This window comes from Rhodococcus koreensis, assembly GCF_017068375.1.
Taxonomy (GTDB): Bacteria; Actinomycetota; Actinomycetes; order Mycobacteriales; family Mycobacteriaceae; genus Rhodococcus_F; species Rhodococcus_F koreensis.
Genome location: NZ_CP070609.1, coordinates 4,217,511 through 4,240,876, shown reverse-complemented (window position 1 = coordinate 4,240,876; position 23,366 = coordinate 4,217,511). Strand labels below are relative to the sequence as shown.

Below are 23,366 nucleotides of genomic sequence, written 5' to 3'. Positions count from 1 at the left end.
CGAAGAACAGGGGAATCCGGTGGCACAGCGGACCCGAGCGTCAGCGAGCCGTCGTCCGACGATCATCACGGTGGCGAAGGCCGCCGGGGTGTCGACCGCGACTGTCTCCCGGGTGCTGAGTGGAAGCTCCGCTGTGACACCGGATCTCGCTGCTCGGGTGCACAAGGCCGCCGACGACTTGTCCTACCGCCCGAGCAGCGCCGCCCGGGGCCTGGTGCTGGGGTCGATGCGCAGTGTCGGTGTGATCCTGCCCGACCTGGCGAACGCGTACTTCTTCGACGTGGTCAAGCAGATGCATCACGGCGCCACCGAAGACGGATACCGGATGCTCGTCGCCGACTACTCCGGTACGGCGGCCGACGAATACGCCACCGCCCTCGACCTGCTCGGCCAGGTCGACGGGCTCGTTCTGCTGTCTTCGCGAATTCCGTTGGCGGGACTGACGGAACTGGCCCGGCAGCCGGCTCCGGTGGTGCTGGTGAATCGGATCGAACGCGGAATCGACCTGCCCATGGTCGCGATCGACAACTTCACCCCCATGATGCAGCTGTGCGGGCACCTGGCCCGGCTCGGTCACCGCCGGGTCGTCTACCTCGCGGGATCGGAACTGTCGTGGCAGAACCGGGAACGGTGGCGCGGCCTCGAGATGGCGAGGGCATTCGGGATCGACGCGGTCGAGGTGGCCTCGGACGGCACCATCGAGGGCGCGTACACCGCCGTCGACGAGGCGCTCACCCATGAGCCGACCGCACTGATCTGCTTCAACGACCTGTCGGCCCTCGGGGCGATCTCGAAGCTACGTGGGCTCGGACTTTCCGTGCCCGAAGACATTTCGGTCACGGGGTTCGACGACATCGCCGTCGCCCGGCACATCGACCCTCGCCTGACGACCGTGGTGAGCCCGAAGTCCCGGCTCGGCGACCAGGCGTGGGCCTTGATGCACGCGGCACTCGCGTCCGCACCCAGCACCTCGCCCCCGCTTTTGTCCGCCGACATGGTGATCCGCGACTCCACCGGCCCGGCGAAGTGACACCGGTTCGAGCGCCGGCCTCACCCGAGGCCGACGCTCGGACGCTCAGATGCGGGCGAGGCCTTCGGTGGCGGCCTCGGTGGCTGCCAGGGCGGTCTCGGCCCACCAGCGGTCGCTGAGGACTTCGACCTCCACGAGTCCCCGATAACCGGCGCGCTCGCACTCGGCGACGAATCCGGTCATGTCGATGCAGCCCTCGCCGGGCATGCCGCGGCTGCTCAACTCCCCGTGGATCGGGGTCACCCAGTCGGCGAGCTGGACCGAGAACAGCTTGTCGCCGGCCCGGGCGATCTGTTCCGGCAGCGCCGCGTCCCACCACACGTGATACGAGTCGATCCCGATCCCCACCAGGTCGGAGTCGATGGACTCGACCAGATCGTTCGCCTCCTGCAGCGACGTGATGACGGATCGGCTCGACGCCATCATCGGGTGCATCGGTTCGACGGCGAGCCGCACACCGGCCGCTCGCGCGTAGGGCTCGAGTTCGGCGATGCCGTCCGAGACCTGCCTGCGGCCGCCTGCGAGGTCGCCGTAGGCGGCGCCGCACACGAGGTAGAGGCATTCCGCGTCCAGGGCGTGCGCCTGATCCACGGCGACCCGGTTGTCGTCCATGGTCTTTCGCCGCAGCGTGGCGGTCGGTTGCGGGAACATCCCGCCGCGGCAGACGCTGCTGACCCGCAGGCCCGACTGCCGCAGCCGGGTGGCCGCCGCGGTCAGGTCCAGGTCCTCGAGCACGTCCCGCCACAGGCCGACGCCGCCGAACCCCCACATCTCGGCGAGGTCGGCCACCTCCGTGAATCCCGATCCCTTGACGGTGACGGAATTCAGGCTGCACCGCGCGAGGTCCATGTCAGCGGATCCCGTGCACCGCGAAGTACGCAGAGGCGCGTGCGGCGGTGAAGTCCGGATCGGTGAACAGGCCGATCGCGTCGCCGGCGCGGACCAGTTCGGCGAGATGCGTCAGGCTGCGGCCGGTTTCGAAGCCGCCGATCATCCGGAAATGGTCCTGCTTGCCGCCCAGGTACGCCAGCCACGCCACCCCGACCTTGTAGTACTGCGTCGGTGCGGCGAACAGCAGCCGGCTCAGGGTTTCGGTGGGGCCGAGGATGTTCCGGAAGCCCTGCTCGTCGCCGTCGTCGAGGCGGGCGAACGCGGCGGAGGCGAACGGGCCGAGCGCGGCGAACGCACCGAGGAGCGCGTCGCTGGTGTGGGTGCCGTCGCCGGCGATCAGGTCGACGTAGTTGTAGTCGTCGCCGGTGAATACCCGGACACCGTCGGGCATCCGCCGCCGCAGGGCGATCTCGAGGGCGGGGTCGAGCAGCGACACCTTGATGCCACGCACCCGTTCGCGGTGGTTGTCGATGATCTGCAAAACGGTGTCCATCGCCGCTGACGGGTCGGAGAATCCCCAGTAGCCGTCGAGTGCGGGGTCGAACACCGAACCCAGCCAATGCAGCACGACCGGCCGGGTGGCCGCCGACAGCACCGCGTCGTAGACGGAGAGGTAGTCGTCGGGGCCGCTCGCCGCCCGGGCGAGGTGCCTGCTGGCCATCAGCACCACCTCGCCGCCGGCGGATTCGATCGCCTCGACCTGCTCGAGGTACGCGTCGCGGATCTCCTCCAGCGAGGGCGAATCCGTTTTCAGCTGATCGGTGGCGACACCGACGACTACCCGGCCGCCGACCGACTTCGCCTCGGTGAGGGTGCGGACCGCGAGTTCGCGCGCGCCGGCCCAGTCGAGCCCCATGCCCCGCTGCGCGGTGTCCATCGACTCGGCCACCCCGAGTCCCAGCGACCACAGGTCGCGGCGCAGTTGCAGGGTGGCGTCCCAGTCGATCTGGTCCGCGGCGTTCTCGGCGGACGCGCGCAGCGGATCGGCGACCACGTGCGAGGCCGCGTACACCGCTCTGCTGGTCGGTGCCGTGGACCGGGTGTCCAGCCGGGCGGGCTCACCGAGCACGAGCGTGCCGGTCGAACGATCGAGGTCGGGAAGAACAATCGAGGCCATGAAATCTCCTGAAATCGCTTTCTTGCTGAAGTATGGATCACGATATACTGTGATGAATAGCAAGGTCTAGACCGTATTGAGTCTCAGTTCATTCACTGAAAGCATTTTCCGGCGCGACTGGGTCGGCATTGTTCGCCGTCGCCGCGCCACCCGAAGGGAGCCACACCGTGGGCGCATCAACACAGGTCACCGAACTGAAGGGCAAGGCCGCCATCGTCACCGGCGCGGCCGGAGGAATCGGATCCGCTATCGCCCGGGCGCTCGCGGCGCAGGGCGTCGTGGTGGTGGGAGTCGACGCCGACCCGAAGATCACCGAGGTCATGGACGGGATCGGCGGGCACGGGCTGTGCGGGGATCTCACCGATCCAGCCTTCAGCGCATCCGCCGTCGACCTCGCCCAGCAGGTGGCCGGAAGCCTCGACATCCTGATCAACGCGGCAGGCATCCAGCTGCGGACCCCCGCGATCGATGTGGAGGAGGACGGCTGGCAGCGGCTGGTCGACGTGAACCTGTCGGCCGTGTACCGGCTGACCCGGCAGGCGATGAAATCGCTGATCGCGTCGGGCGGCAGTGTCGTCAACATCGCCTCGCTGTCCGCCGACCGCGCGGTGCCCGGCATCGTGCCCTACGGTGCGACCAAGGCGGCGCTCACCCAACTCGGCAAGGGCCTGGCGGTCGAACTGGGGCCGCAGGGCGTGCGCGTGAACACGATCGCGCCGGGCTACATCGAAACCCCGATGACCGCCGAGGTGCTCGGCCAGGAGGAGTTCCGCGCCCAGAAGCTGAGCCGGATTCCGTTGCAGCGGTTCGCCGACGGTGACGACGTCGCCGATGTCGTGCTCTTCCTCGTCTCCGGCGCCGCCCGCTACGTCACCGGCGTCGTGCTGCCCGTCGACGGAGGGTACTCGATCACATGACCGAAGCAACGACGATTCCGTCGGTCACCCTGAGCAACGGGGTCGTGATGCCCGCCATCGGATTCGGGGTGTTTCAGATTCCCGACGACGCCATGTGCACCACCGTCCGGCACGCACTGGCGGCCGGGTACCGGGCCTTCGACACCGCTCCGATGTACGGCAACGAACGCTCCCTCGGTCGTGCTCTCACCAATTCCGGTGTGCCCCGCGAGGAACTGTTCGTGACCACCAAGGTCTCCAACGAGGACCAGGGTTACCAGTCGACCCTCGACGCCGTCGAGAGCAGCGTTGCCCGCCTCGGCCTGGACTACGTCGACCTGTGCCTGATCCACTGGCCCGCCCCCGCTCGTGGCGCGTACCTCGACACGTGGCGGGCACTCGAACAACTCCACGCCGCCGGACGGATCCGGGCGATCGGAGTCTCGAACTTCCAGGCCGATCACCTGGACCGGCTGCTCGAGGTCGCCGCCGTGCGTCCGATGGTGAACCAGATCGAAATACATCCACTGCTCCCCCAGCAGCCGATGGTGGAACTGCACCGGAGCCTGGGCATCCACACCCAGGCATGGGCACCACTCGCCCGTGGCCGGCTGCAGGAGAATCCGGTACTCACCGAACTCGCACGCCGGCACGACGTGTCCCTCGCTCAGCTCGTGCTGCGGTGGCATCTGCAGCGCGGCACAATCCCTCTGCCGAAATCGTCTTCACCGGAACGAATGCGCGCGAACATCGACGTGTTCGACTTCGCGCTCGACGCCGACGAGATCGCGCAGATCACGGCACTGGACCGGAACGAGCGAACAGGACCTCACCCCGACGACGTCCACTGAACCAGGCCCCAGGAACCCGCGCCGATGAGTTTGTCCTGCCCTCGGAGTCTCTTCCTCGTTACCATCGTCGAGAGCGCAGGAGGAACCGAATGAGTCAACTGCTGAGGGTCCAGAACTTCAACGTGTCGCGTGACGGGTTCGGTGCCGGTGACGGCCAGAGCTTCGAGAGGCCGTTCGGTCACGCCGACCCTGGTGTCCTGTTCGCGTGGGCGGGTGCCACGGCGAGTTGGCACATGCGCACCGGCCCCGGCGGGAGCCGCGGCCTCGACGACTACTTGATCCGCGACTATGACTGCAATATCGGTGCCGAGATCATGGGCCGTAACAAGTTCAGTCCGCATCGCGGGCCTTGGGCGGATTACGAGTGGCGCGGCTGGTGGGGCGACGAACCCCCGTTCCACACCCCGGTATTCGTGCTGACCCACCACGTCCGTCCGTCGTTCACGCTCTCCGACACCACGTTCCACTTCGTCGACACCGATCCGGCCACGGTCCTCGAGCAGGCGCGGGAGGCGGCGCAGGGTAAGGACGTCCGGCTCGGTGGCGGGGCGACCACCATCCGGGAGTTCCTCGACGCCGACCTCGTCGACACCCTGCACGTGGTGGTGTCACCGATCGAACTCGGATCCGGGGCGCGACTCTGGGAATCTCCCGACGAGTTGCTCGACCGGTTCCACTGCGACGTCGTGCCCAGCCCGAGCGGCGTGACCCACCACCTGTTCTGGCGGAAGTGACACAGGCGCACTTCGATATGGCCGAGGGACGAGGGCCCTACTCGTCCTGCTGTCGCCGGCCGGCTGATTCCAGCGCCGACCTCACCGACCGGTACTTCGATCCCCGACCTCGGTGAGCGCTCGTGTGATGCTCAGTGCGGTGGTGTGCACGGCGGGCCCGACGCGCCGGATGTCGACCTTGCCGATCCACCCGGACGCCGAGACGGCGGCCACCGGCGGACCGTCGTCGACGCGGACGGCACTGGCGACACACGCGACGCCGGGTGCCGACTCCTCGTGCTCGTACGCGATGCCGGTCGACGCGATCCGCCGCAACTGACGTACCAGCGCTCCGGGCGCGGTGATGGTGCGCGGACCCACCCGCGACAGCCCGGCCGCGACCACGGCCTCGAACGCCGCGGGCGGTGATCCCGCGAGCAGAGCCTTGCCCACCCCCGTCGCGTGTGCGGGGAGACGCCCACCCACGCCGGACGGCAGCCACGGCGCATCCCGCCCCGGGAGGATCTCGACGTACACCACCTCGGCCCCGTCGAGGATCGCCAGGTGCACCGTCTGCCGTGTCGCTTCCCGCAGGTCGGCGAGGAACGGCAGCGCCACCTCCCGGACCGAACGTCGCCGCGACGCCCGTTCCCCGAGTTCGAACAGCCGCAGTCCGAGCCCTACCTTGACGCCGCTGCGCTCGAGAAACCCGACGCCCTCCATCTCCTTCACCAGCCGCGACACCGTCGCCTTCGGGATCCCGGTGCGCCGGGTCAACTCGTTGACACCCAGCGTCGTGTCGGTGGGACCGAACGCCGCGAGCAGATCCGATATCCGCCGGACCACCGACGTCGGCTCGTCACCCGCTGCCGAAGTGTTCCGTTCTACGGGACTCATTCGTTGAGTATCCCCATTCGGCCCAGCACAGTACAAGCAGCAACGCGCGCAACGTCCCACTCGAACCAGCCCACAGCGAGGTCATCGATGCCACCCACTACCTCTACGGCCCTCCCGAATTCGTCGATTCAGGCCGCCGCGGAGCGGCTCACGGCCGCGACCGCACGACCGTGTGCGCCCGTGCGGGACCTGCTCGGGACCACCGACATCGGCGCGGCGTATGCCGTGCAGCAGCTGCTGACCGACCGGCGTCTCGCCGCCGGGGGGACGGTCACCGGCCGCAAGATCGGGTTGACCTCCCCCGCCGTGCAGCAGCAGCTCGGCGTCGACCAGCCCGATTTCGGGGTGCTGTTCGCCGACATGGACGTCACCGCCCTGCCCGAGGTGCCCAGCGGCCGGTTGCTGCAACCGAAGGCCGAGGCCGAGATCGCGTTCGTGCTCGGCGCCGACCTGATCGACGGCGACCTCGACGACACCCAGATCCGTGCCGCCGTGGCCCGCGCCGCCGCCGCGCTGGAGATCGTCGACTCGCGGATCGCCGACTGGGACATCACCATCACCGACACCGTCGCCGACAACGGCTCCTCCGGGTTGTACGTCCTCGGCGAGAACTGGCTCACCCTGGACGAATTCGAACCCCGCGACGTCGTGATGCGGCTGTACTCGGGCGACGCACTCGTCTCCGAGGGCACCGGCGCCGCCTGCCTCGGCGACCCCCTACAGGCCCTGGCCTGGCTCGCCCGCACCGCCCGCGAGTACGGGCAACCGCTGCGCGCCGGGCAGGTCATCCTCTCCGGCGCCCTCGGCCCGATGGTCCCCACCCCACCCGGCACCACCGTCCGCGCCGAACTGTCCACCCTCGGCACCGTCACCGCCACCTTCTCGAAGGGCACCCACTCATGAGCGAGACCCCCACGATCAAGGTCGCGATCATCGGCTCCGGCAACATCGGCACCGACCTGATGATCAAGGTCCTGCGCAACTCCGACATCCTCGAGATGGGCGCGATGGTCGGCATCGACCCGAACTCCGACGGCCTCGCCCGCGCCGCCCGCCTGAACGTCCCGACCACCGCAGACGGCGTCCGGGGTCTGATCGCCCTCGACACCTTCGCCGACATCGACATCGTCTTCGACGCCACCTCCGCCGGGGCCCACCGGGCCAATGTCGCCGCCCTCGCCCCCTACGGGAAGAAGCTGGTGGACCTCACCCCGGCCGCGATCGGCCCGTACGTGGTGCCGCCGGTCAACCTCGAGCAGCACCTCGACGGGGACGTCGACAACGTCAACATGGTCACCTGCGGCGGGCAGGCCACCATCCCCATGGTCGCCGCCATCTCCGCCGTCACCGCGGTCGCCTACGCCGAGATCGTCGCGTCCATCGCGTCGAAGTCCGCTGGCCCCGGCACCCGGGCGAACATCGACGAGTTCACCGAAACCACGTCGCACGCCATCGAACAGGTCGGCGGCGCGGCCCGCGGCAAGGCGATCATCGTCCTCAACCCCGCCGAACCACCCCTGCTGATGCGCGACACCGTCCTCGCCCTCATCGGCGACGCCGACCACGACGCCATCCGCGCCTCGATCACCGAGATGGCCGCCCGCGTCGCCGAGTACGTGCCCGGGTACCGGCTCAAGCAGGACGTCCAGTTCACCCCGATCCCCGACGGCGAACCCGTCCACACCCTGCTCCCCGACGGCACCGGACCGGTCACCACCAAGGTGTCGGTGTTCCTCGAGGTCGAGGGCGCCGCCCATTACCTGCCCGCCTACGCCGGCAACCTCGACATCATGACCTCCGCCGCCCTGCGCACCGCGGAATCCATCGCCCGACGCATCCAGAACACGATCCCCGCGGAGGTCGCACCATGACCAAGCTCTACATCCAGGACGTCACCCTGCGTGACGGCATGCACGCCGTCCGGCACCGCATCACCCCCAGCGACGTCGGCCGGATCGTCGCCGCCCTCGACGCCGCCGGGGTAGACGCCATCGAGGTCGCGCACGGCGACGGTCTCGCCGGCGGCTCCCTCAACTACGGGCCCGGCTCCAACACCGACTGGGAGTGGATCGAGGCCGCCGCCGACAACCTCACCCACGCCACCCTGACGACCCTGCTGCTGCCCGGTATCGGCACCATCGCCGAACTCGAACAGGCCCACAAGCTCGGGGTCCGCTCCATCCGGATCGCCACCCACTGCACCGAGGCCGACGTCGCCGCCCAGCACATCACCAAGGCCCGCGAACTCGGCATGGACGTCTCCGGGTTCCTGATGATGAGCCACATGACCCCCGCCGACAACCTCGCCAAGCAGGCGAAGTTGATGGAATCGTATGGGGCGCACTGTGTGTACGTCACCGACTCCGGTGGCCGGCTCACCATGAACGGTGTCCGCGACCGGGTCCGCGCCTACCGCGACATCCTCGACCCCGGCACCCAGATCGGCATCCACGCCCACGAAAACCTGTCGCTGTCCGTCGCGAACAGTGTCGTCGCCGTCGAAGAAGGCGTCACCCGCGTCGACGCCTCCCTCGCCGGGCACGGCGCCGGCGCCGGCAACTGCCCGATCGAAGCGTTCGTCGCCGTCGCCAACCTCCACGACTGGGAGCACGGGTCCGACCTGTTTGCGCTGCAGGACGCCGCCGACGACCTCGTCCGGCCCCTGCAGGACCGGCCCGTGCGCGTGGACCGGGAAACCCTCACCCTCGGCTACGCCGGCGTCTACTCCAGCTTCCTCCGGCACGCCGAAACCGCCTCGAAGAACTACGGCATCGACGTCCGCACCATCCTCCAAGAAGTCGGCAAACGCGGCCTCGTCGGCGGACAGGAAGACATGATCACCGACATCGCCCTCGATGTGCTTCGCACCCGTGAGTACTTGTTAACCACGGGCGGTTAATAAGTACTCACGGGCGCGGAGCGCATGGCGCACACCTTCGCCGTAGGCGGGATCGGCTTGGGTGCAGTGGGCGATGTGGCGTTCGATGACGGCCACCGACGCCCCGGTGATGGCGCGGGCGGTGTTCTCGAACAGTGCAGTCTGCTGCTCGGCGTTCATGCTGCGGAAGAGGTTCCCGGGCTGTTCGAAGTAGTTGTCGTCGTCTGCGCGGTAGTCGAACCGGTCGGCGACGGCACCCACTCCGAGCGGCGGTTCGGCGTAGCTGGGCTGGTCGGCAAACCGGCCGTGGGAGTTGGGTTCGATGCTCGGGATGCTGCCCTGGTTGCCGTCCACTCGCATGGCACCGTCCCGGTGGAAGGAATTGACGTGCGCTGCGCCTCTCGGGCAGTTGACCGGGATCTGGTGATGGTTGACGCCGAGGCGGTAGCGGGCGGCGTCGCCGTACGAGAACAGTCTGCCTTGGAGCATGCGGTCCGGGGAGAATCCGATGCCGGGAACGATGTTCGCCGGGGAGAACGCCGCCTGTTCGACGTCGGCGTGGTAGTTCTCCGGGTTGCGGTTCAGTTCGAGTTCGCCGACCTCGATGAGGGGGTAATCCTTCTTCGACCACACCTTGGTGAGGTCGAAGGGATGGTAGCGGTAGGTCTGGGCGTCCGCTTCGGGCATGATCTGGACGAAGAGGGTCCACTTCGGGTAGTTGCCCTCCTCGATTGCGTTGAAGAGGTCGCGCTGCGCCGACTCGCGGTCGCCGGCGACGACGACGGCGGCTTCTTCGTCGGTGAGGTTCTTGATGCCCTGCTGGGTGCGGAAATGGAATTTCACCCAGGAGCGTTCCCCGGCGTCGTTGACGAACGAGTAGGTGTGTGAGCCGAAGCCGTGCATGTGCCGGTAGCCGTCGGGGATGCCGCGGTCGGACATCACGATGGTGATCTGGTGCAGGGCCTCGGGGAGATTGGTCCAGAAGTCCCAGTTATTCTGCGCCGAGCGAAGATTGGACTTCGGGTCGCGTTTGACCGCGTGGTTGAGGTCGGGGAACTTGAGGGGGTCGCGGAAGAAGAAGACGGGGGTGTTGTTGCCGACGACGTCCCAGTTGCCCTGTGCGGTGTAGAAGCGGACGGCGAAGCCGCGGATGTCGCGTTCGGCGTCGGCGGCGCCGCGCTCGCCCGCGACGGTGGAGAATCGCAGGAAGATCTCGGTCTGTTTGCCGACTTCGGAGAAGACGTCGGCATTGGTGTGCGCGGTGATGTCGTGGGTGACGCGGAAGGTGCCGAAGGCGGCGGAGCCTTTGGCGTGCATCCGGCGTTCGGGGATGACTTCGCGGTCGAAGTGCGCGAGCTTCTCGAGGAACCAGACGTCCTGCAAGAGCATCGGACCGCGCGCGCCGGCGGTGAGACTGTTCTGGTTGTCGGGTACCGGTGCACCGGCGACGGTGGTGAGTCCGTTCGGGTTGGTCATCGATTTCTCCTGTCTGTCACCCGGCGCTGGTCGGGTGAATGTGGTTCGGCGAGAGCTTCCCTCAGGACCGAGCGCGATGGCGTCTCAATTTGACATCCCCCGGTGAGCCCGTTCGGAACACGATGCCGAACTCGCGGATCGTGCGGTAGATCGTCGCCCGTCGCCCGTCACCCGCCACGCCTGGATGTGATAGCCGTCTCACACTGAGACGGTCGAGAGCTGGGTCACACGGTTCAATTCATTGCACAACGTCCCCCGCAGCCGGCACCCGGCCGGCTCTTGATCCAGGAGGCGCACATTGAGTAGGCAAAGCCTGACAAAGGCCCACGCGAAGATCACCGAACTGTCCTGGGATCCGACATTCGCAACCCCGGCCACCCGGTTCGGCACCGACTACACCTTCGAGAAGGCTCCGAAGAAGGATCCTCTCAAGCAGATCATGCGGTCCTACTTCCCGATGGAGGAGGAGAAGGACAACCGCGTGTACGGCGCCATGGACGGTGCCATCCGCGGCAACATGTTCCGCCAGGTGCAGCAACGGTGGCTCGAATGGCAGAAGCTGTTCCTGTCGATCATTCCGTTCCCCGAGATCTCGGCCGCCCGAGCGATGCCGATGGCCATCGACGCCGTCCCCAACCCGGAGATCCACAACGGTCTCGCGGTGCAGATGATCGACGAGGTGCGTCACTCGACGATTCAGATGAACCTCAAGAAGCTGTACATGAACAACTACATCGACCCGGCCGGGTTCGACATGACGGAGAAGGCGTTCGCGAACAACTACGCGGGCACCATCGGCCGGCAGTTCGGCGAAGGATTCATCACCGGTGACGCGATCACCTCGGCAAACATCTACCTGACCGTGGTCGCCGAGACCGCGTTCACGAACACCCTGTTCGTCGCCATGCCCGACGAGGCCGCCGCCAACGGTGACTACCTGTTGCCGACCGTCTTCCACTCGGTGCAGTCCGACGAGTCGCGGCACATCTCCAACGGTTACTCGATCCTGCTGATGGCCCTCGCCGACGAGCGGAATCGCCCACTGCTCGAACGCGACCTGCGGTACGCATGGTGGAACAACCACTGCGTCGTCGACGCCGCAATCGGCACCTTCATCGAATACGGCACCAAGGACCGCCGCAAGGACCGGGAGAGCTACGCCGAAATGTGGCGTCGCTGGATCTACGACGACTACTACCGCAGCTACCTCATCCCGCTCGAGAAGTACGGCCTGACGATTCCGCACGACCTGGTCGAGGAGGCGTGGAAGCGCATCACGGACAAGGGTTACGTCCACGAGGTGGCCCGGTTCTTCGCCACCGGTTGGCCGGTCAACTACTGGCGTATCGATGCCATGACCGACAAGGACTTCGAGTGGTTCGAGCACAAGTACCCGGGCTGGTACTCGAAGTACGGCAAGTGGTGGGAGGAGTACAACCGGCTCGCCTACCCCGGTCGCAACAAGCCGATCGCATTCGAAGAGGTCGGGTACCAGTACCCGCACCGGTGCTGGACCTGCATGGTGCCCGCCCTCATCCGCGAAGACATGGTCGTCGAGAAGGTAGACAACCAGTGGCGGACCTATTGCTCGGAAACCTGCTACTGGACCGACGCCGTCGCGTTCCGTGAGGAATACCAGGGTAAGCCGACCCCGAACATGGGACGGCTCACCGGGTTCCGTGAATGGGAGACCCTGCACCACGGCAAGGACCTCGCCGACATCGTCTCCGATCTCGGTTACGTCCGCGACGACGGCAAGACCCTGGTCGGTCAGCCGCACCTCGATCTGGACGACCCGAAGAAGCTGTGGACCCTCGACGACGTGCGGGGCAACACCTTCCAGAGCCCGAACGTGCTGTTGAACCAGATGTCCGACGCCGAACGCGACGCTCACATCGCCGCGTACCGCGCAGGCAGCACCGTTCCTGCCTGATCCAGGCTCGGTGGGTGGCGCCGCGGCCACTTCCGGCGCCACCCACCGCTTCACCATTCACTTCACAAGCCCAGGAGAATCCCCCGTGGCCGACAAGCACCGTATCAACTTCGAGCCCGTCGACATCGAGATGGAAGTTGGCGAAGACGAGTACATCCTCGACGCCGCATTCCGGCAAGGCATCCACCTGATGCACGGCTGCCGCGAGGGGCGGTGCTCGGCCTGCAAGTCGTTCGTCCTGGACGGCGACATCCAGATGGAGAACTACTCGACATTTGCGTGCAACGAATCCGAGGTCGACGAGGGGATGGTATTGCTCTGCCGCTCAACCGCGTACAGCGACTGCACGATCGAGCTGCTCAACTTCGACGAGGACGAACTCCTCGGCGGTGTCCCCATCCAGGATGTACGCACCCAGGTGACCGGGATCGAGTCGATGACCAAGGACATCGTCTCGCTGCGATTGCAGCCCGTCGAACCCGCCGCCTACGAGTTCAGGCCCGGCCAGTACGCGGACCTGAAGATCCCGGGGACCGAGGAACATCGGTCCTTCTCGATGGCAACGACACAGTCGACACCCGGCCATATCGAATTCCTCATCAAGAAGTATCCGGGCGGAAAGTTCGCCGGGCTGCTCGACAATGCCATCTCGGTCGGCGACGAGATCAGCTTGACCGGTCCCTACGGGTCGTTCACCCTCAAGGAAGGTCACGTCCTGCCGATCGTGTTGATCGGCGGCGGAGCCGGAATGGCCCCCGTCCTCTCACTCCTGCGGCACATGAGCGAGACGGGCAATACCCGACCGGTGCACTTCTACTACGGTGCCCGGACGCCCGCCGACCTGTTCTACGTCGACGAGATTCTCCGACTCGGAGAGGGACTCACGGATTTCACGTTCGTGGCCTGCCTGTCGGAATCGATGGTCCCACAGCCGGCGGGGTCGATCGTCGTCGAAGAAGGCAATGTCACCGACGTCGTGAGCCGCCGCGAACCGGACATCGGCAAGACCGAGGTCTATCTCTGCGGACCACCACCGATGGTCGACGCGGCGCTCGCCCTGCTCGAGGCCACCGGCACCCCGAGCGATCAGATCTTCTACGACAAGTTCACCAGCCCCGCCTTCGAGTAGCCCACCACAGGAATTCACAGCCCTCTTTCCCCGACAGAACTGAGAAACGAGATGACCGCAACCTCCGAGCCCAAGCAGCGGAGCTTTCCGAAGATCGAGTTCACCGACTCCGAAGCCGGTGCGCTGGAGTTCCCCAGCTCCCGCAGCCGTACGTTCAACTACTACACGCCGGCCAAGAAGCGGTCCACGATGTACGAGGACGTGACCGTCGACGTCCAACCCGACCCGGACCGCCACCTCTCCCAGGGGTGGATCTACGGATTCGGCAATGGACCGGGCGGATATCCGCAGGACTGGACCGTCGCGAAGTCGTCGAACTGGCATGCCTTCCTCGACCCGAACGAGGAGTGGGACCAGACGATCTTTCGCAACAACTCCAAGGTCGTCCACCAGGTCGAATTGTGCCTCTCCAACGCCAAGCGCGCCCGCGTCTACGACGCCTGGAACACCCCCTGGTTGACGTTCATCTCCCGCAATCTCGGCGCGTGGATGCATGCCGAGAACGGTTTGGCGTTGCATGTCTTCACGTCCATCCAGCGGTCCGGGCCGACCAACATGATCAACACGGCCGTCGCGGTGAATGCCGCCCACAAGATGCGCTTCGCCCAGGACCTGGCGTTGTTCAACCTGGACCTGTCCGAGGCCACCGAGGATTTCGACGGCGACGCGCACAAGGCCGTCTGGCAGTCGGCGCCCGAGTGGCAGCCGACCCGGGAGGTCGTCGAGCGGCTCACCGCCGTTCCGGATTGGTGTGAGCTTTTGTTCGGCTCCAACATCGTCTTCGAACAGCTGGTCGGTTCGCTGTTCCGCACGGAACTGGTCATGCAGATCGCCGCAGGCAACGGCGACTACATCACCCCCACGATCGTCGGCACCGGTGAGCACGACTACGACCGCGACCTCGCGTACACCCGTAACCTGTTCCGGTTGCTCACCCGCGACCCCGAGCACGGTGAGTCGAACAAGGAACTGTTCGGCACGTGGCTGGCCACCTGGGTGCCCCGCTGCCTCGACGCCGCCCGCGCGCTGCAACCGATCTGGTCGCAGCCCGCCGACAAGGCTGTCACCTTCGCCGACAGTCTCGACGCCGCCACGGCGAAGTTCCGTTCCCTGCTCGAGGAGATCGGGCTCGACATCCCCAAGGAGTTGGACCAGTGAGCATGCAATTCGGATCGTCCACCGAGTTCTCCAACATGTGCGGCGTCACGTTGATGAACACCCCGATCGGCCGGGTCGTCGCGGAGGTGATGGGCGCGAAGGACGGTGTGGAGCTGACCGAGTACCCGTCGATGATCCGCGTCGACGGCCAGAAGCTGCTCGACTTCGACTACGAGGAACTGACCGACGCCCTGGGGCAGGATTTCGACGGCTCGATCTTCGAGGAGATCAGCTCCACCCACTACGGGCGCATGGTCCACCTCGACGAGAAGACCCTACTGTTCGCCAGCCCCGAGGATGCCGCCGAGTACATCGGATTCGACCTCACGGAGCACTAGACCGCAGTTGTCCGGGCCGACGCCGCCGACCGAACAGTGGTGGGCGGCGCCGGTTGACCGAGAGGCAACCCGGGAAGCGGTGGCTGCTTCGCCAACCCCTCAGAGAATGAGATCACTGTGAAAGCACTTGTGTTCCAAGGTACGGGCACGATGTCGTGGACCGATGTGCCCGACGCACGCCTGATCGACCCCACTGACGTAGTGGTCCGCGTCGATACCACCACGATCTGCGGTACCGACCTGCACATTCTCGGGGGAGATGTGCCCGCCGTCATCCCCGGCCGCGTGCTCGGGCACGAGGCGGTCGGCGTCATCACCGAAGTCGGGTCGGCGGTGACGTCGCTCGCGATCGGGGACCGAGTACTGGTGCCGGCCATCACTTCCTGCGGTAAGTGCGGTCCCTGCAAGACCGCCATGCCCTCACATTGCGCCTCGGTCGGTGGTATCGGCTGGATCTTCGGACACCTCATCGACGGCACGCAGGCCGAGTACGTTCGCGTGCCGTACGCCGAGACCAGTGTCCATGTGCTGCCCGACGCCGTCGCCAACGAGCAGGCCATCTTCCTGGCCGACATTCTGCCCACCGGATTCGAGATCGGTGTGCAGAACGGTCACGTACAACCGGGTGACACCGTTGTCGTCGTCGGTGTCGGACCGGTCGGGCTCGCCTCGATCCGTACCGCTGGTCTCTACGGCGCCGCCACCGTCGTAGCGGTCGATCTCTCCGAGGCGAGACTGAAGCGGTCACTGAGTTTCGGTGCCGACGAGACGATCAACAGCGGCACCGAGGACGTCCGCGCCCGAGTTCTCGAACTCACCAATGGTCTGGGCGCACATGTGGTGGTCGAAGCGGTCGGAATTCCCGCGACCTTCGAACTGTGCACAACGCTGGTGCGTCCCGGAGGTCGCATTGCCAACGTCGGTGTGCACGGCAAGCCCGTCGACCTGCATCTCGAAGACCTGTGGATCAACAACATCACGATCACCACGGGACTCGTCAACGGCACCACCATTCCGACCCTGCTGGACCTGCTGGCCAACGGCAAACTCGACGCCGGCGCCTTCAGCACTCATTCCTTCGGTCTCGACCAGATGATCGACGCGTACGACGTCTTCGCGCACGCGGACTCACACGATGCCTTGAAGGTGACCATCAGCCGATGAATGCCGCTACGGGAGTTCCGTAGTCAATTCTGTACCAATAGTTCCCGAGCATTGGAGACTCCAGCATGTATGAGAAGAACGGCGAAAAGTACTTCATCGTCGACGGGCACGTGCATATCTGGGACGGCCGCGAGTCGAACCAGAAGAACGTGCACGGCAAACAGTTCATCGATTGCTTCTACGACTACCACAAGAACCTCAGCCCCGAAGAGGTCGTGTGGGACTACGACACCTACACGTACTACGGCAGCGAACGCTTCGAGCGCGACCTCTTCGTGGACGGATACGTCGACCACGCGATCTTCCAGGCCACCCTGCTGAGCGACTTCTACCACAACGGATTCGGGCAGACGGACGAAGCGCTGGCCCTGGTCGCAAAGAATCCGGGCAAGCTCACCTACAACCACGCCTACGACCCGCGTCACGAGGAAGCCGGTCTCGAACAGCTCCGCAGGGACGCGGACCGGATGAACCTGCAGGGCGTCAAGCTCTACACCGCCGAATGGCACGGCGACTCCCGCGGCTACAAACTCGACGACCCGTGGTCGCGGCGCTACCTCGAAGAGTGCATCACGCTGGGGATCAAGAACATTCACGTCCACAAGGGCCCGACGATCCGTCCCCTGGACCGCGACGCGTTCGACGTCTCCGACGTCGACAAGGTCGCCACCGACTACCTGGACCTGCGATTCGTCGTCGAGCACGTGGGCCTGCCGCGGCTCGAGGACTTCTGCTGGATCGCCACCCAGGAGTCGAATGTGTACGGTGGCCTGGCCGTTGCCCTGCCGTTCATCCACACCCGGCCCCGCTATTTCGCCCAGATCATCGGCGAACTGCTCTATTGGATCGGCGAGGACAAGATCCTCTTCGGCAGCGACTACGCGCTGTGGACCCCGAAGTGGCTGATCGAGAAGTTCGTCGACTTCCAGATCCCCGAGGACATGCAGAGCGAGTACGCCCCGATCACCGTGGAGCAAAAGCAGAAGATTCTCGGCCTCAACGCGGCAGCGCTGTACGACATCGACGTTCCCGCCGACCTGCAACTGGCCGAACCGGCCGGGCAGGAAGGTGTGGAGGCCGCCGCCGGGGCGCGAGAGCCGGAATCCGTACCGTCATGACCGCCGCCGTCGTCTGCACCGAAGAGGACGTCCTGATGGCCCTGTCGACGGTCAGCGACCCGGAACTGGACGAACCCATCACCGATCTCGGGTTCGTCCGGTCGGTCACCCTCGACGACGACGGGGTCACCGTGCACCTGCGGTTGCCCACCGCGTTCTGCTCGCCGAACTTCGCCTACCTCATGGCCTCCGATTCCCTCGACGCGCTGCGTCTGATCGAGGACATCGGTGAGGTGCGGGTGCTGCTCGACGACCATCACGACAGCGACAAGATCAACGCCGGCCTCGCCGCCGACGCCGGATACGTCGGGACGTTCGGTTCCGAGGCGGAGGACAGTCTGCACGAGTTGCGCCGAACGTTCCGGTCCAAGGCGCACGCCGCCGCGATGGAACGCTGCGTGGAGGCGCACCTGAAGACCACCGATCTGGGTGTGAACGAGATCTACCGGCTCACTCTCAGCGACCTCGCTTCGGGAAAATCCAAGGCCGCGCTGCTGCGCCGCCGGATCGGCATCGGGTTGAGCATCTGCCCGGCCAGTCGGGTGTTCGTCGACGACGACGGCAAGCGCATCCCCCCGGAATCGGTGCCGCTGCGACTGCGCTTCGCCAAATCGGTGCGCATCTCGATGGAGGGCAACGCCCACTTCTGCCGCGGCCTGCTCGCCACCCGCTACGCCGACACCGAATCCGTCGGCGCCACACCGCGAATCACCAACCTCAGAACCAGGAGCCCGCGATGAAGGCCGTGCAAGTGGTGGGATACCACACCAAACTGCAGCTCACCGACATTCCCGAACCCACGGTCGAGGGCCCCCTCGACGTCGTCGTGCGCATCGGCGGCGCAGGCGTGTGCCGCACCGATCTGCACATCCTCGAGGGGCAGTGGGAGGAGAAATCCGGTGTCGCGCTGCCGTACACGATCGGCCACGAAAACGCCGGCTGGGTCCACGCCGTCGGCGATGCCGTCACCAACGTCGCGGTCGGCGACAAGGTGATCCTGCACCCCCTGATCACGTGCGGGCTGTGCCGGGCATGCCGATTCGGTGACGACGTCCACTGCGAGAACAGCCAGTTCCCCGGTATCGACGTCAACGGCGGCTACGCCGAGTACCTGCGCACCACCGCCCGTAGCGTCGTGAAGATCGACGACACGCTCGAACCGGCGGACGTCGCCGCACTCGCCGACGCCGGCCTGACCGCGTACCACGCGGTTGCCAAGGCCGCGAACACGACCCGGCCCGGGGACGTCTGCGTGGTGATCGGGGCCGGCGGCCTCGGCCACATCGGCATCCAGGTCCTCAAAGCCATCTCCGGCGTCACCGTCGTCGTGCTCGACCGCAACCCCGAAGCCGTCGAACTGGCCGTGAAGATCGGTGCCGACCACGGCATCGTCGCCGACGGCACCCACATCCAGCAGGTACTCGACCTGACCGGCGGACACGGCGCCGAGGCCGTCGTCGACTTCGTCGGCGAAGGCGGCGCCACCCGGGAAGGCATCGCGATGCTGCGCCGCGCCGGGAACTATTACGTCGTCGGATACGGCGAGAACATCGACGTCCCGACCATCGATGTGATCTCCACCGAGATCAACTTCATCGGAAACCTCGTCGGCTCCTACAACGACCTCCAGGAGCTCATGACCCTTGCCGCCCAGGGCAAGGTCACGTTGCACACAACCCGGTACCGGCTCGAGGACTTCCAGCAAGCCCTCGACGATCTCGATGCCGGGCGGGTGCGCGGCCGGGCGATTCTCGTCCCGTAGCACGCCGCATTCTCCGCATAAGAAAAGTAGGAAAGGACCATCAGCCATGGCAAAAGAGCTGCGGTACAACACGGACGCCCGAGCCCGACTCGAACACGGCGTCAACGCCCTCGCCGACGCGGTCAAGGTGACCCTCGGCCCCAAGGGGCGCAACGCGGTGCTCGAGAAACTCACCGGGCCGCCGACCATCACCAACGACGGCGTGACCATCGCGCGCGAGATCCAGCTCCGCGAACCGTTCGCGAACATGGGCGCCCAGCTGGTGAAGGAGGTGGCGATGAAGACCAACGGTGTCGTCGGCGACGGCACCACCACCGCAACCGTGCTCGCCCAGGCCATGGTCCGTGAGGGGCTGCGCTCCGTCGAGGCCGGAGCCAACCCCATGCGGGTCCGACGCGGCATCGAACGAGCCGTTTCCGTCGTCGTCGACTCCCTCCGCGAGCAGGCCTCGCAGATCGGCGGCCAGAGCGATCTGCAACGCATCGCGACGCTCGCCGCCAGCGACGACGACGTGATCGGACACGCCATCTCGAAGGCCGTCGACTACGTCGGCAAGTCCGGAGTGGTCACCACCGAGGAAAGCGACACCCTCGGGTTGTCGGTCGACATCGTCGACGGCATCGAGTTCGACCACGGTTACACCTCGGGGTACATGGTCACCGACCCGGAGCGGATGGAAGCGGTCCACACCAATCCGCTGATCCTGCTGACCAACAAGAAGATCACCCAGGTCCAGGAGATCATGCCGGCCGTCGAGGTCGCCAAGCGCGCCGACCGGCCGCTGGTGGTGCTCGCCGAGGAGGTCGACGGACCGGCCCTGCAACTGCTCGTCGGCGGCAACATGCACAAGACGATGCAGTCGGTGGTCGTTCGGGCCCCCGGTTTCGGGCACCGTCGGGTCGCCGAGCTCGAAGACCTCGCGGTGGCGCTCGGTGGGCACGTGATCGCCAAGGACACCGGGATCGAACTGTCCGAGGTCAGCGTCGAGCATCTCGGTTCGTGTGACCGGATCACGGTGACCGAGAACGAGACCACGATCGTCGGTGGCCACGGCGACCAGCGCCTCCTCGACGCGCGCATCGCCCAATTGGAGTCCCAGCTCGAGCGCGCCAAGATCGAGGCAGATCAGGAAAGCCTCGAACTGCGTATCGCCCGGCTCACCGGGCGGGTCGCCGTCATCCGCGTCGGCGGCGCGACCAGTGTCGAACTCAAGGAGCGGATGCTGCGCGTCGAGGACGCCCTGGCCGCCACCCGCGCGGCGGTGGAGGCGGGCATCGTCTCCGGCGGTGGCACCGCGCTGGCACAGTCACACCGGGCACTCTCCGACCTCGACCTGTCCGGAGACGAGGCCATCGGGTGCGACGTCGTACGGCGCGCCCTCGCCGAACCGCTGCGCTGGATCGCGATCAACGCCGGATTCGACGGCGACGAAGTCGTCGAGGTGGTCGCCGGTCTCCCGCTCGGGCACGGATTCAACGCGCTCACCGGTGAATACGGAGACATGTTCGACGACGGGGTGATCGACCCGTTCAAGGTCACCCGCGCCGCACTCGAAAGTGCGGCCTCGATCGCGGCACTGCTGATCACCACCGAAACCGCTGTGGTGGAGGAGATCATCGGCAATCCCGGCGCCATCATGGCGCCCGGCTTCGGCGATCTCGCCGAAGGCATGGTTCGCCCGTCGAACATTTACTGATGCAGCCGAGTGGGTCGCCGCCACGACCGTCTGACGAGGCGGTGACCCGCTCTCGCTGCTCGCGCAAACCCACCCCTCCGGCGCCCGTATGCCCGAAAGAAAGTGAAGCATCGTGATTTTCATCGTGGTGAAGTTCAAGGTCCTCGACAAGCATCAGAACGACTGGCTGCTCGTCACCAAGGAGTTCACCGACGCGACCCGATCCGAACCGGGCAATCTGTGGTTCGAGTGGCACCGCAGCGCCGACGACCCCGCCGAATTCGTATTGATCGAGGCGTTCCGGGACGGGCAGGCCGGTTCTGACCACGTCGCCGCCGACCACTTCCGGAAGGGACTGGACGCGATGCGTCCCGCGCTGAGTGAGACACCGCGCATCATCCACACCGACCTACCCGGTACCGACTGGTCCCGCATGGGCGAACTGGAAATCACCTCGTAATCGATCCGAGCCGGCGCATCACATCCGGCCGGCAGGGAAGGACAAGGCATGACGGTCGTGACGAGCGGCCCCGTCGCGGATCTGATCGCGGAACTGGGCGATGCCGCGGTAACCGACAGCGACACCATGATCGCCTACACCCGCGATCAGGCGTTACTCTGCCCGTCCGGGCTTCCGCTCGCCGTCGTCCGCGCCCGGACCGTCGACCATGTCGTCGCGACTCTGAAAACAGCGCACCGACATGGTATTCCGGTCGTAACGAGAGGTGCGGGCACCGGGCTGGCCGGCGGAGCAAACGCTATCGACGGCTGCTTCGTGCTGAGTACCGAGAAACTCGACCGCATCCTCGCCGTCGACGAACAGTCCCGCACCGCCACGGTCGAGGCGGGAGTGATCAACGGTGACCTCGCGACCGCGGCGGCAGCGCGCGGACTGTGGTACGTCCCCGACCCCGGCAGTCGCGCCATCTCCACGATCGGCGGGAACCTCGCAACCGACGCCGGCGGCGCCTGCTGTGCAAAATACGGGGTCACCGGCGACCACGTCGCCCGGATCAAGGCGGTCCTCGCCGACGGCCGGATCATCCACACCGGCGCCGTCACCCGCAAGAATGTGGCCGGTTTGAACCTGACTCGACTACTGGTCGGGTCCGAGGGCACCCTGGCGGTGATCGTCGAGGCGACCATGCGGCTGCGCCGGACGCCGGTGCACACGGCCACCGTCGCCGCCGCCTTCCCCGATACCGTCCAGGCGGTCGACGCGGTGCTGGCGATTCAGGCGGTGGCCGACCCGAGCCTGGTCGAACTCATGGACCGCACCACCATCGCGGCCGTCAACGACATGACCCACATGGGTCTCGACGAGACGGCCGGCGCGCTGCTGCTGATCCAGTGCGACGGTGACGCCGCAGAGGCGGAAGCCCAGCGCAGCGCGGACGCCTGCCGCGCCGCCGCGGCCACCGAGTTGTACGTGAGCACCGACGCCGCCGAAGGTGACGCCCTCATGCAGGCGCGCCGTGTGGCGCTGACCGCCCTGGAACGCCGCGGCAGCACCCTGCTCGACGACCTGGCCGTGCCGGTCCCCCGGCTACCGCACATGCTCGAGGCCATTACCCGGATCGCCGACCGCCACCGACTGCTCATCGGCACGTTCGGGCACGCCGCCGACGGGAACCTCCACCCCACGATCGTGTTCGACGCGGCCGACCCCGACTCCGCCGACCGGGCCCATCGGGCCTTCGACGAGATGGTGACCCGATGTCTGGCGCTGGGCGGATCGATCACGGGCGAGCACGGCGTCGGCAGCCTCAAACGCCGCTACCTCGAACCCATGATCGGCTCGGTGGAGAGATCCCTGATGACAGGCATCAAGGCGGCGTTCGACCCGACCGGAATTCTGAACCCGGGCCGCGCGATATGACGACCACGACCCTGCATGCCCGGTCGACGCGGGACGACGACCTGGTCCTGGAATTCGGCACACGGTGGGCGGTGTTCGGCGGCGGCAACGCCGAAGACATCTTCATGACCTTCGGCTGGACGGAGGCGCGGTACTTCCGACGACTGCAGGTCCTGGCCGGGCGTCGGTTCTCGCCCCTCGACGCCTCACTCCGGCACCGTCTTCTCGCCGTCTGCACCGAGCGCATACAGCAGATCGATCATCCGCCCCACCCTGCGACGAAAGGCCCCGACCATGACAGCGCACCCCGGACGGCGGCGCGGCCGTCCCGCCACTGAACCCGGCCCTCCTCCGGTTCCGGGCACCCTCACACCGGCCGACCTCGCCAGCGTCCTCGAAGTACTGACCGGTACCCGGGCAGCGGTCGAACACCCCCCGACGGACCGTCTCATATTGAGACGCGTCTCACATCGAGACGACGT

At 66.5% G+C, this 23,366-nt stretch carries 23 protein-coding genes; 19 read left to right on the top strand and 4 right to left on the bottom strand.

Going from position 1 to position 23,366, the window contains the following annotated elements; all coding sequences use genetic code 11:
- Positions 1-19 precede the first annotated feature (19 nt).
- Entirely contained in the window at positions 20-1,030 is a 1,011-nt protein-coding gene (locus tag JWS14_RS19370) for a LacI family DNA-binding transcriptional regulator (RefSeq protein WP_072942619.1), read from the top strand.
- A gap of 45 nt (positions 1,031-1,075) precedes the next feature.
- Here JWS14_RS19370 and JWS14_RS19365 read toward each other — a convergent pair whose 3' ends face one another.
- Positions 1,076-1,879 carry a sugar phosphate isomerase/epimerase family protein gene (locus JWS14_RS19365; protein ID WP_072942617.1) on the bottom strand — a complete coding sequence of 268 codons (804 nt, stop codon included), beginning with the start codon at positions 1,877-1,879 and terminating at the stop codon, positions 1,076-1,078.
- Position 1,880: 1 nt separating this feature from the next.
- Positions 1,881-3,038, bottom strand: a complete 1,158-nt coding sequence (locus JWS14_RS19360) for a dihydrodipicolinate synthase family protein (protein ID WP_206014117.1) — start codon at positions 3,036-3,038, stop codon at positions 1,881-1,883.
- 167 nt (positions 3,039-3,205) lie between these two features.
- On the opposite strand from JWS14_RS19360, the gene JWS14_RS19355 reads away from it, so the two are divergent.
- The 3 genes from JWS14_RS19355 (at position 3,206) to JWS14_RS19345 (ending at position 5,519) form a co-directional block, all read left to right on the top strand.
- Positions 3,206-3,955, top strand: coding sequence for an SDR family NAD(P)-dependent oxidoreductase (locus tag JWS14_RS19355; RefSeq protein WP_072942614.1), 750 nt, complete (start codon positions 3,206-3,208; stop codon positions 3,953-3,955).
- Positions 3,952-4,785 carry an aldo/keto reductase gene (locus tag JWS14_RS19350; protein ID WP_072942612.1) on the top strand — a complete coding sequence of 278 codons (834 nt, stop codon included), beginning with the start codon at positions 3,952-3,954 and terminating at the stop codon, positions 4,783-4,785. Before JWS14_RS19355 ends, JWS14_RS19350 begins: the two co-directional genes overlap by 4 nt.
- Before the next feature lie 89 nt (positions 4,786-4,874).
- A complete protein-coding gene (locus JWS14_RS19345; RefSeq protein WP_095865414.1) occupies positions 4,875-5,519 on the top strand; it encodes a dihydrofolate reductase family protein in 645 nt (214 codons plus the stop codon).
- Positions 5,520-5,600: 81 nt separating this feature from the next.
- Here the strand turns inward: JWS14_RS19345 and JWS14_RS19340 are convergent, their stop codons facing one another.
- Positions 5,601-6,395, bottom strand: coding sequence for an IclR family transcriptional regulator (locus JWS14_RS19340; RefSeq protein WP_072942609.1), 795 nt, complete (start codon positions 6,393-6,395; stop codon positions 5,601-5,603).
- Between the two features lie 87 nt (positions 6,396-6,482).
- Between JWS14_RS19340 and JWS14_RS19335 the strand changes: the two genes are divergently transcribed.
- Genes JWS14_RS19335 through dmpG form a run of 3 tightly spaced genes read left to right on the top strand, consistent with a single transcriptional unit; the run spans position 6,483 to position 9,294 of the window.
- Positions 6,483-7,298 carry a 2-keto-4-pentenoate hydratase gene (locus JWS14_RS19335; RefSeq protein WP_072942608.1) on the top strand — a complete coding sequence of 272 codons (816 nt, stop codon included), beginning with the start codon at positions 6,483-6,485 and terminating at the stop codon, positions 7,296-7,298.
- Positions 7,295-8,266, top strand: coding sequence for an acetaldehyde dehydrogenase (acetylating) (locus tag JWS14_RS19330; RefSeq protein WP_072942606.1), 972 nt, complete (start codon positions 7,295-7,297; stop codon positions 8,264-8,266). The genes JWS14_RS19335 and JWS14_RS19330 overlap by 4 nt, the downstream gene beginning before the upstream one ends.
- The gene (dmpG, locus tag JWS14_RS19325; protein WP_206014116.1) at positions 8,263-9,294 is read left to right on the top strand and encodes a 4-hydroxy-2-oxovalerate aldolase; all 1,032 of its coding nucleotides are present in this window, start codon (positions 8,263-8,265) and stop codon (positions 9,292-9,294) included. The genes JWS14_RS19330 and dmpG overlap by 4 nt, the downstream gene beginning before the upstream one ends.
- Here the strand turns inward: dmpG and JWS14_RS19320 are convergent.
- On the bottom strand, positions 9,277-10,749 hold the full coding sequence (locus tag JWS14_RS19320) for a catalase (RefSeq protein WP_206014115.1): 1,473 nt from the start codon (positions 10,747-10,749) through the stop codon (positions 9,277-9,279). The two genes, dmpG and JWS14_RS19320, sit on opposite strands and share 18 nt — an antisense overlap.
- A 298-nt stretch (positions 10,750-11,047) precedes the next feature.
- Between JWS14_RS19320 and JWS14_RS19315 the strand changes: the two genes are divergently transcribed.
- The 12 genes from JWS14_RS19315 to JWS14_RS19260 all read left to right on the top strand — a co-directional run bounded on the left by JWS14_RS19315 (position 11,048) and on the right by JWS14_RS19260 (position 23,222).
- On the top strand, positions 11,048-12,682 hold the full coding sequence (locus tag JWS14_RS19315; RefSeq protein ID WP_072942602.1) for a ferritin family protein: 1,635 nt from the start codon (positions 11,048-11,050) through the stop codon (positions 12,680-12,682).
- 85 nt (positions 12,683-12,767) lie between these two features.
- On the top strand, positions 12,768-13,811 hold the full coding sequence (locus JWS14_RS19310; RefSeq protein WP_072942600.1) for an FAD-binding oxidoreductase: 1,044 nt from the start codon (positions 12,768-12,770) through the stop codon (positions 13,809-13,811).
- A 51-nt stretch (positions 13,812-13,862) separates the two neighbouring features.
- The gene (locus tag JWS14_RS19305; RefSeq protein WP_072942598.1) at positions 13,863-14,969 is read left to right on the top strand and encodes an aromatic/alkene monooxygenase hydroxylase subunit beta; all 1,107 of its coding nucleotides are present in this window, start codon (positions 13,863-13,865) and stop codon (positions 14,967-14,969) included.
- Complete coding sequence (mimD, locus tag JWS14_RS19300; RefSeq protein ID WP_072942597.1) at positions 14,966-15,307, top strand: propane 2-monooxygenase effector subunit MimD; 342 nt, start codon at positions 14,966-14,968, stop codon at positions 15,305-15,307. The genes JWS14_RS19305 and mimD overlap by 4 nt, the downstream gene beginning before the upstream one ends.
- 117 nt (positions 15,308-15,424) lie before the next feature.
- A complete protein-coding gene (locus JWS14_RS19295; RefSeq protein WP_206014114.1) occupies positions 15,425-16,471 on the top strand; it encodes a zinc-binding dehydrogenase in 1,047 nt (348 codons plus the stop codon).
- 65 nt (positions 16,472-16,536) lie between these two features.
- Positions 16,537-17,589 carry an amidohydrolase family protein gene (locus tag JWS14_RS19290; protein WP_072942593.1) on the top strand — a complete coding sequence of 351 codons (1,053 nt, stop codon included), beginning with the start codon at positions 16,537-16,539 and terminating at the stop codon, positions 17,587-17,589.
- Complete coding sequence (locus JWS14_RS19285; RefSeq protein WP_206014113.1) at positions 17,586-18,329, top strand: iron-sulfur cluster assembly protein; 744 nt, start codon at positions 17,586-17,588, stop codon at positions 18,327-18,329. The genes JWS14_RS19290 and JWS14_RS19285 overlap by 4 nt, the downstream gene beginning before the upstream one ends.
- Positions 18,326-19,351 (top strand): NAD(P)-dependent alcohol dehydrogenase, encoded by a 1,026-nt coding sequence (locus JWS14_RS19280; RefSeq protein ID WP_072942590.1) that lies wholly within the window; start codon positions 18,326-18,328, stop codon positions 19,349-19,351. The genes JWS14_RS19285 and JWS14_RS19280 overlap by 4 nt, the downstream gene beginning before the upstream one ends.
- A gap of 46 nt (positions 19,352-19,397) precedes the next feature.
- The gene (groL, locus tag JWS14_RS19275; protein WP_072942588.1) at positions 19,398-21,047 is read left to right on the top strand and encodes a chaperonin GroEL; all 1,650 of its coding nucleotides are present in this window, start codon (positions 19,398-19,400) and stop codon (positions 21,045-21,047) included.
- A gap of 112 nt (positions 21,048-21,159) precedes the next feature.
- On the top strand, positions 21,160-21,486 hold the full coding sequence (locus JWS14_RS19270; RefSeq protein ID WP_072942586.1) for a putative quinol monooxygenase: 327 nt from the start codon (positions 21,160-21,162) through the stop codon (positions 21,484-21,486).
- A gap of 48 nt (positions 21,487-21,534) precedes the next feature.
- The gene (locus tag JWS14_RS19265) at positions 21,535-22,905 is read left to right on the top strand and encodes an FAD-binding oxidoreductase (RefSeq protein WP_072942585.1); all 1,371 of its coding nucleotides are present in this window, start codon (positions 21,535-21,537) and stop codon (positions 22,903-22,905) included.
- Positions 22,902-23,222 carry a hypothetical protein gene (locus JWS14_RS19260; protein ID WP_095865404.1) on the top strand — a complete coding sequence of 107 codons (321 nt, stop codon included), beginning with the start codon at positions 22,902-22,904 and terminating at the stop codon, positions 23,220-23,222. The genes JWS14_RS19265 and JWS14_RS19260 overlap by 4 nt, the downstream gene beginning before the upstream one ends.
- Positions 23,223-23,366: the final 144 nt, after the last annotated feature.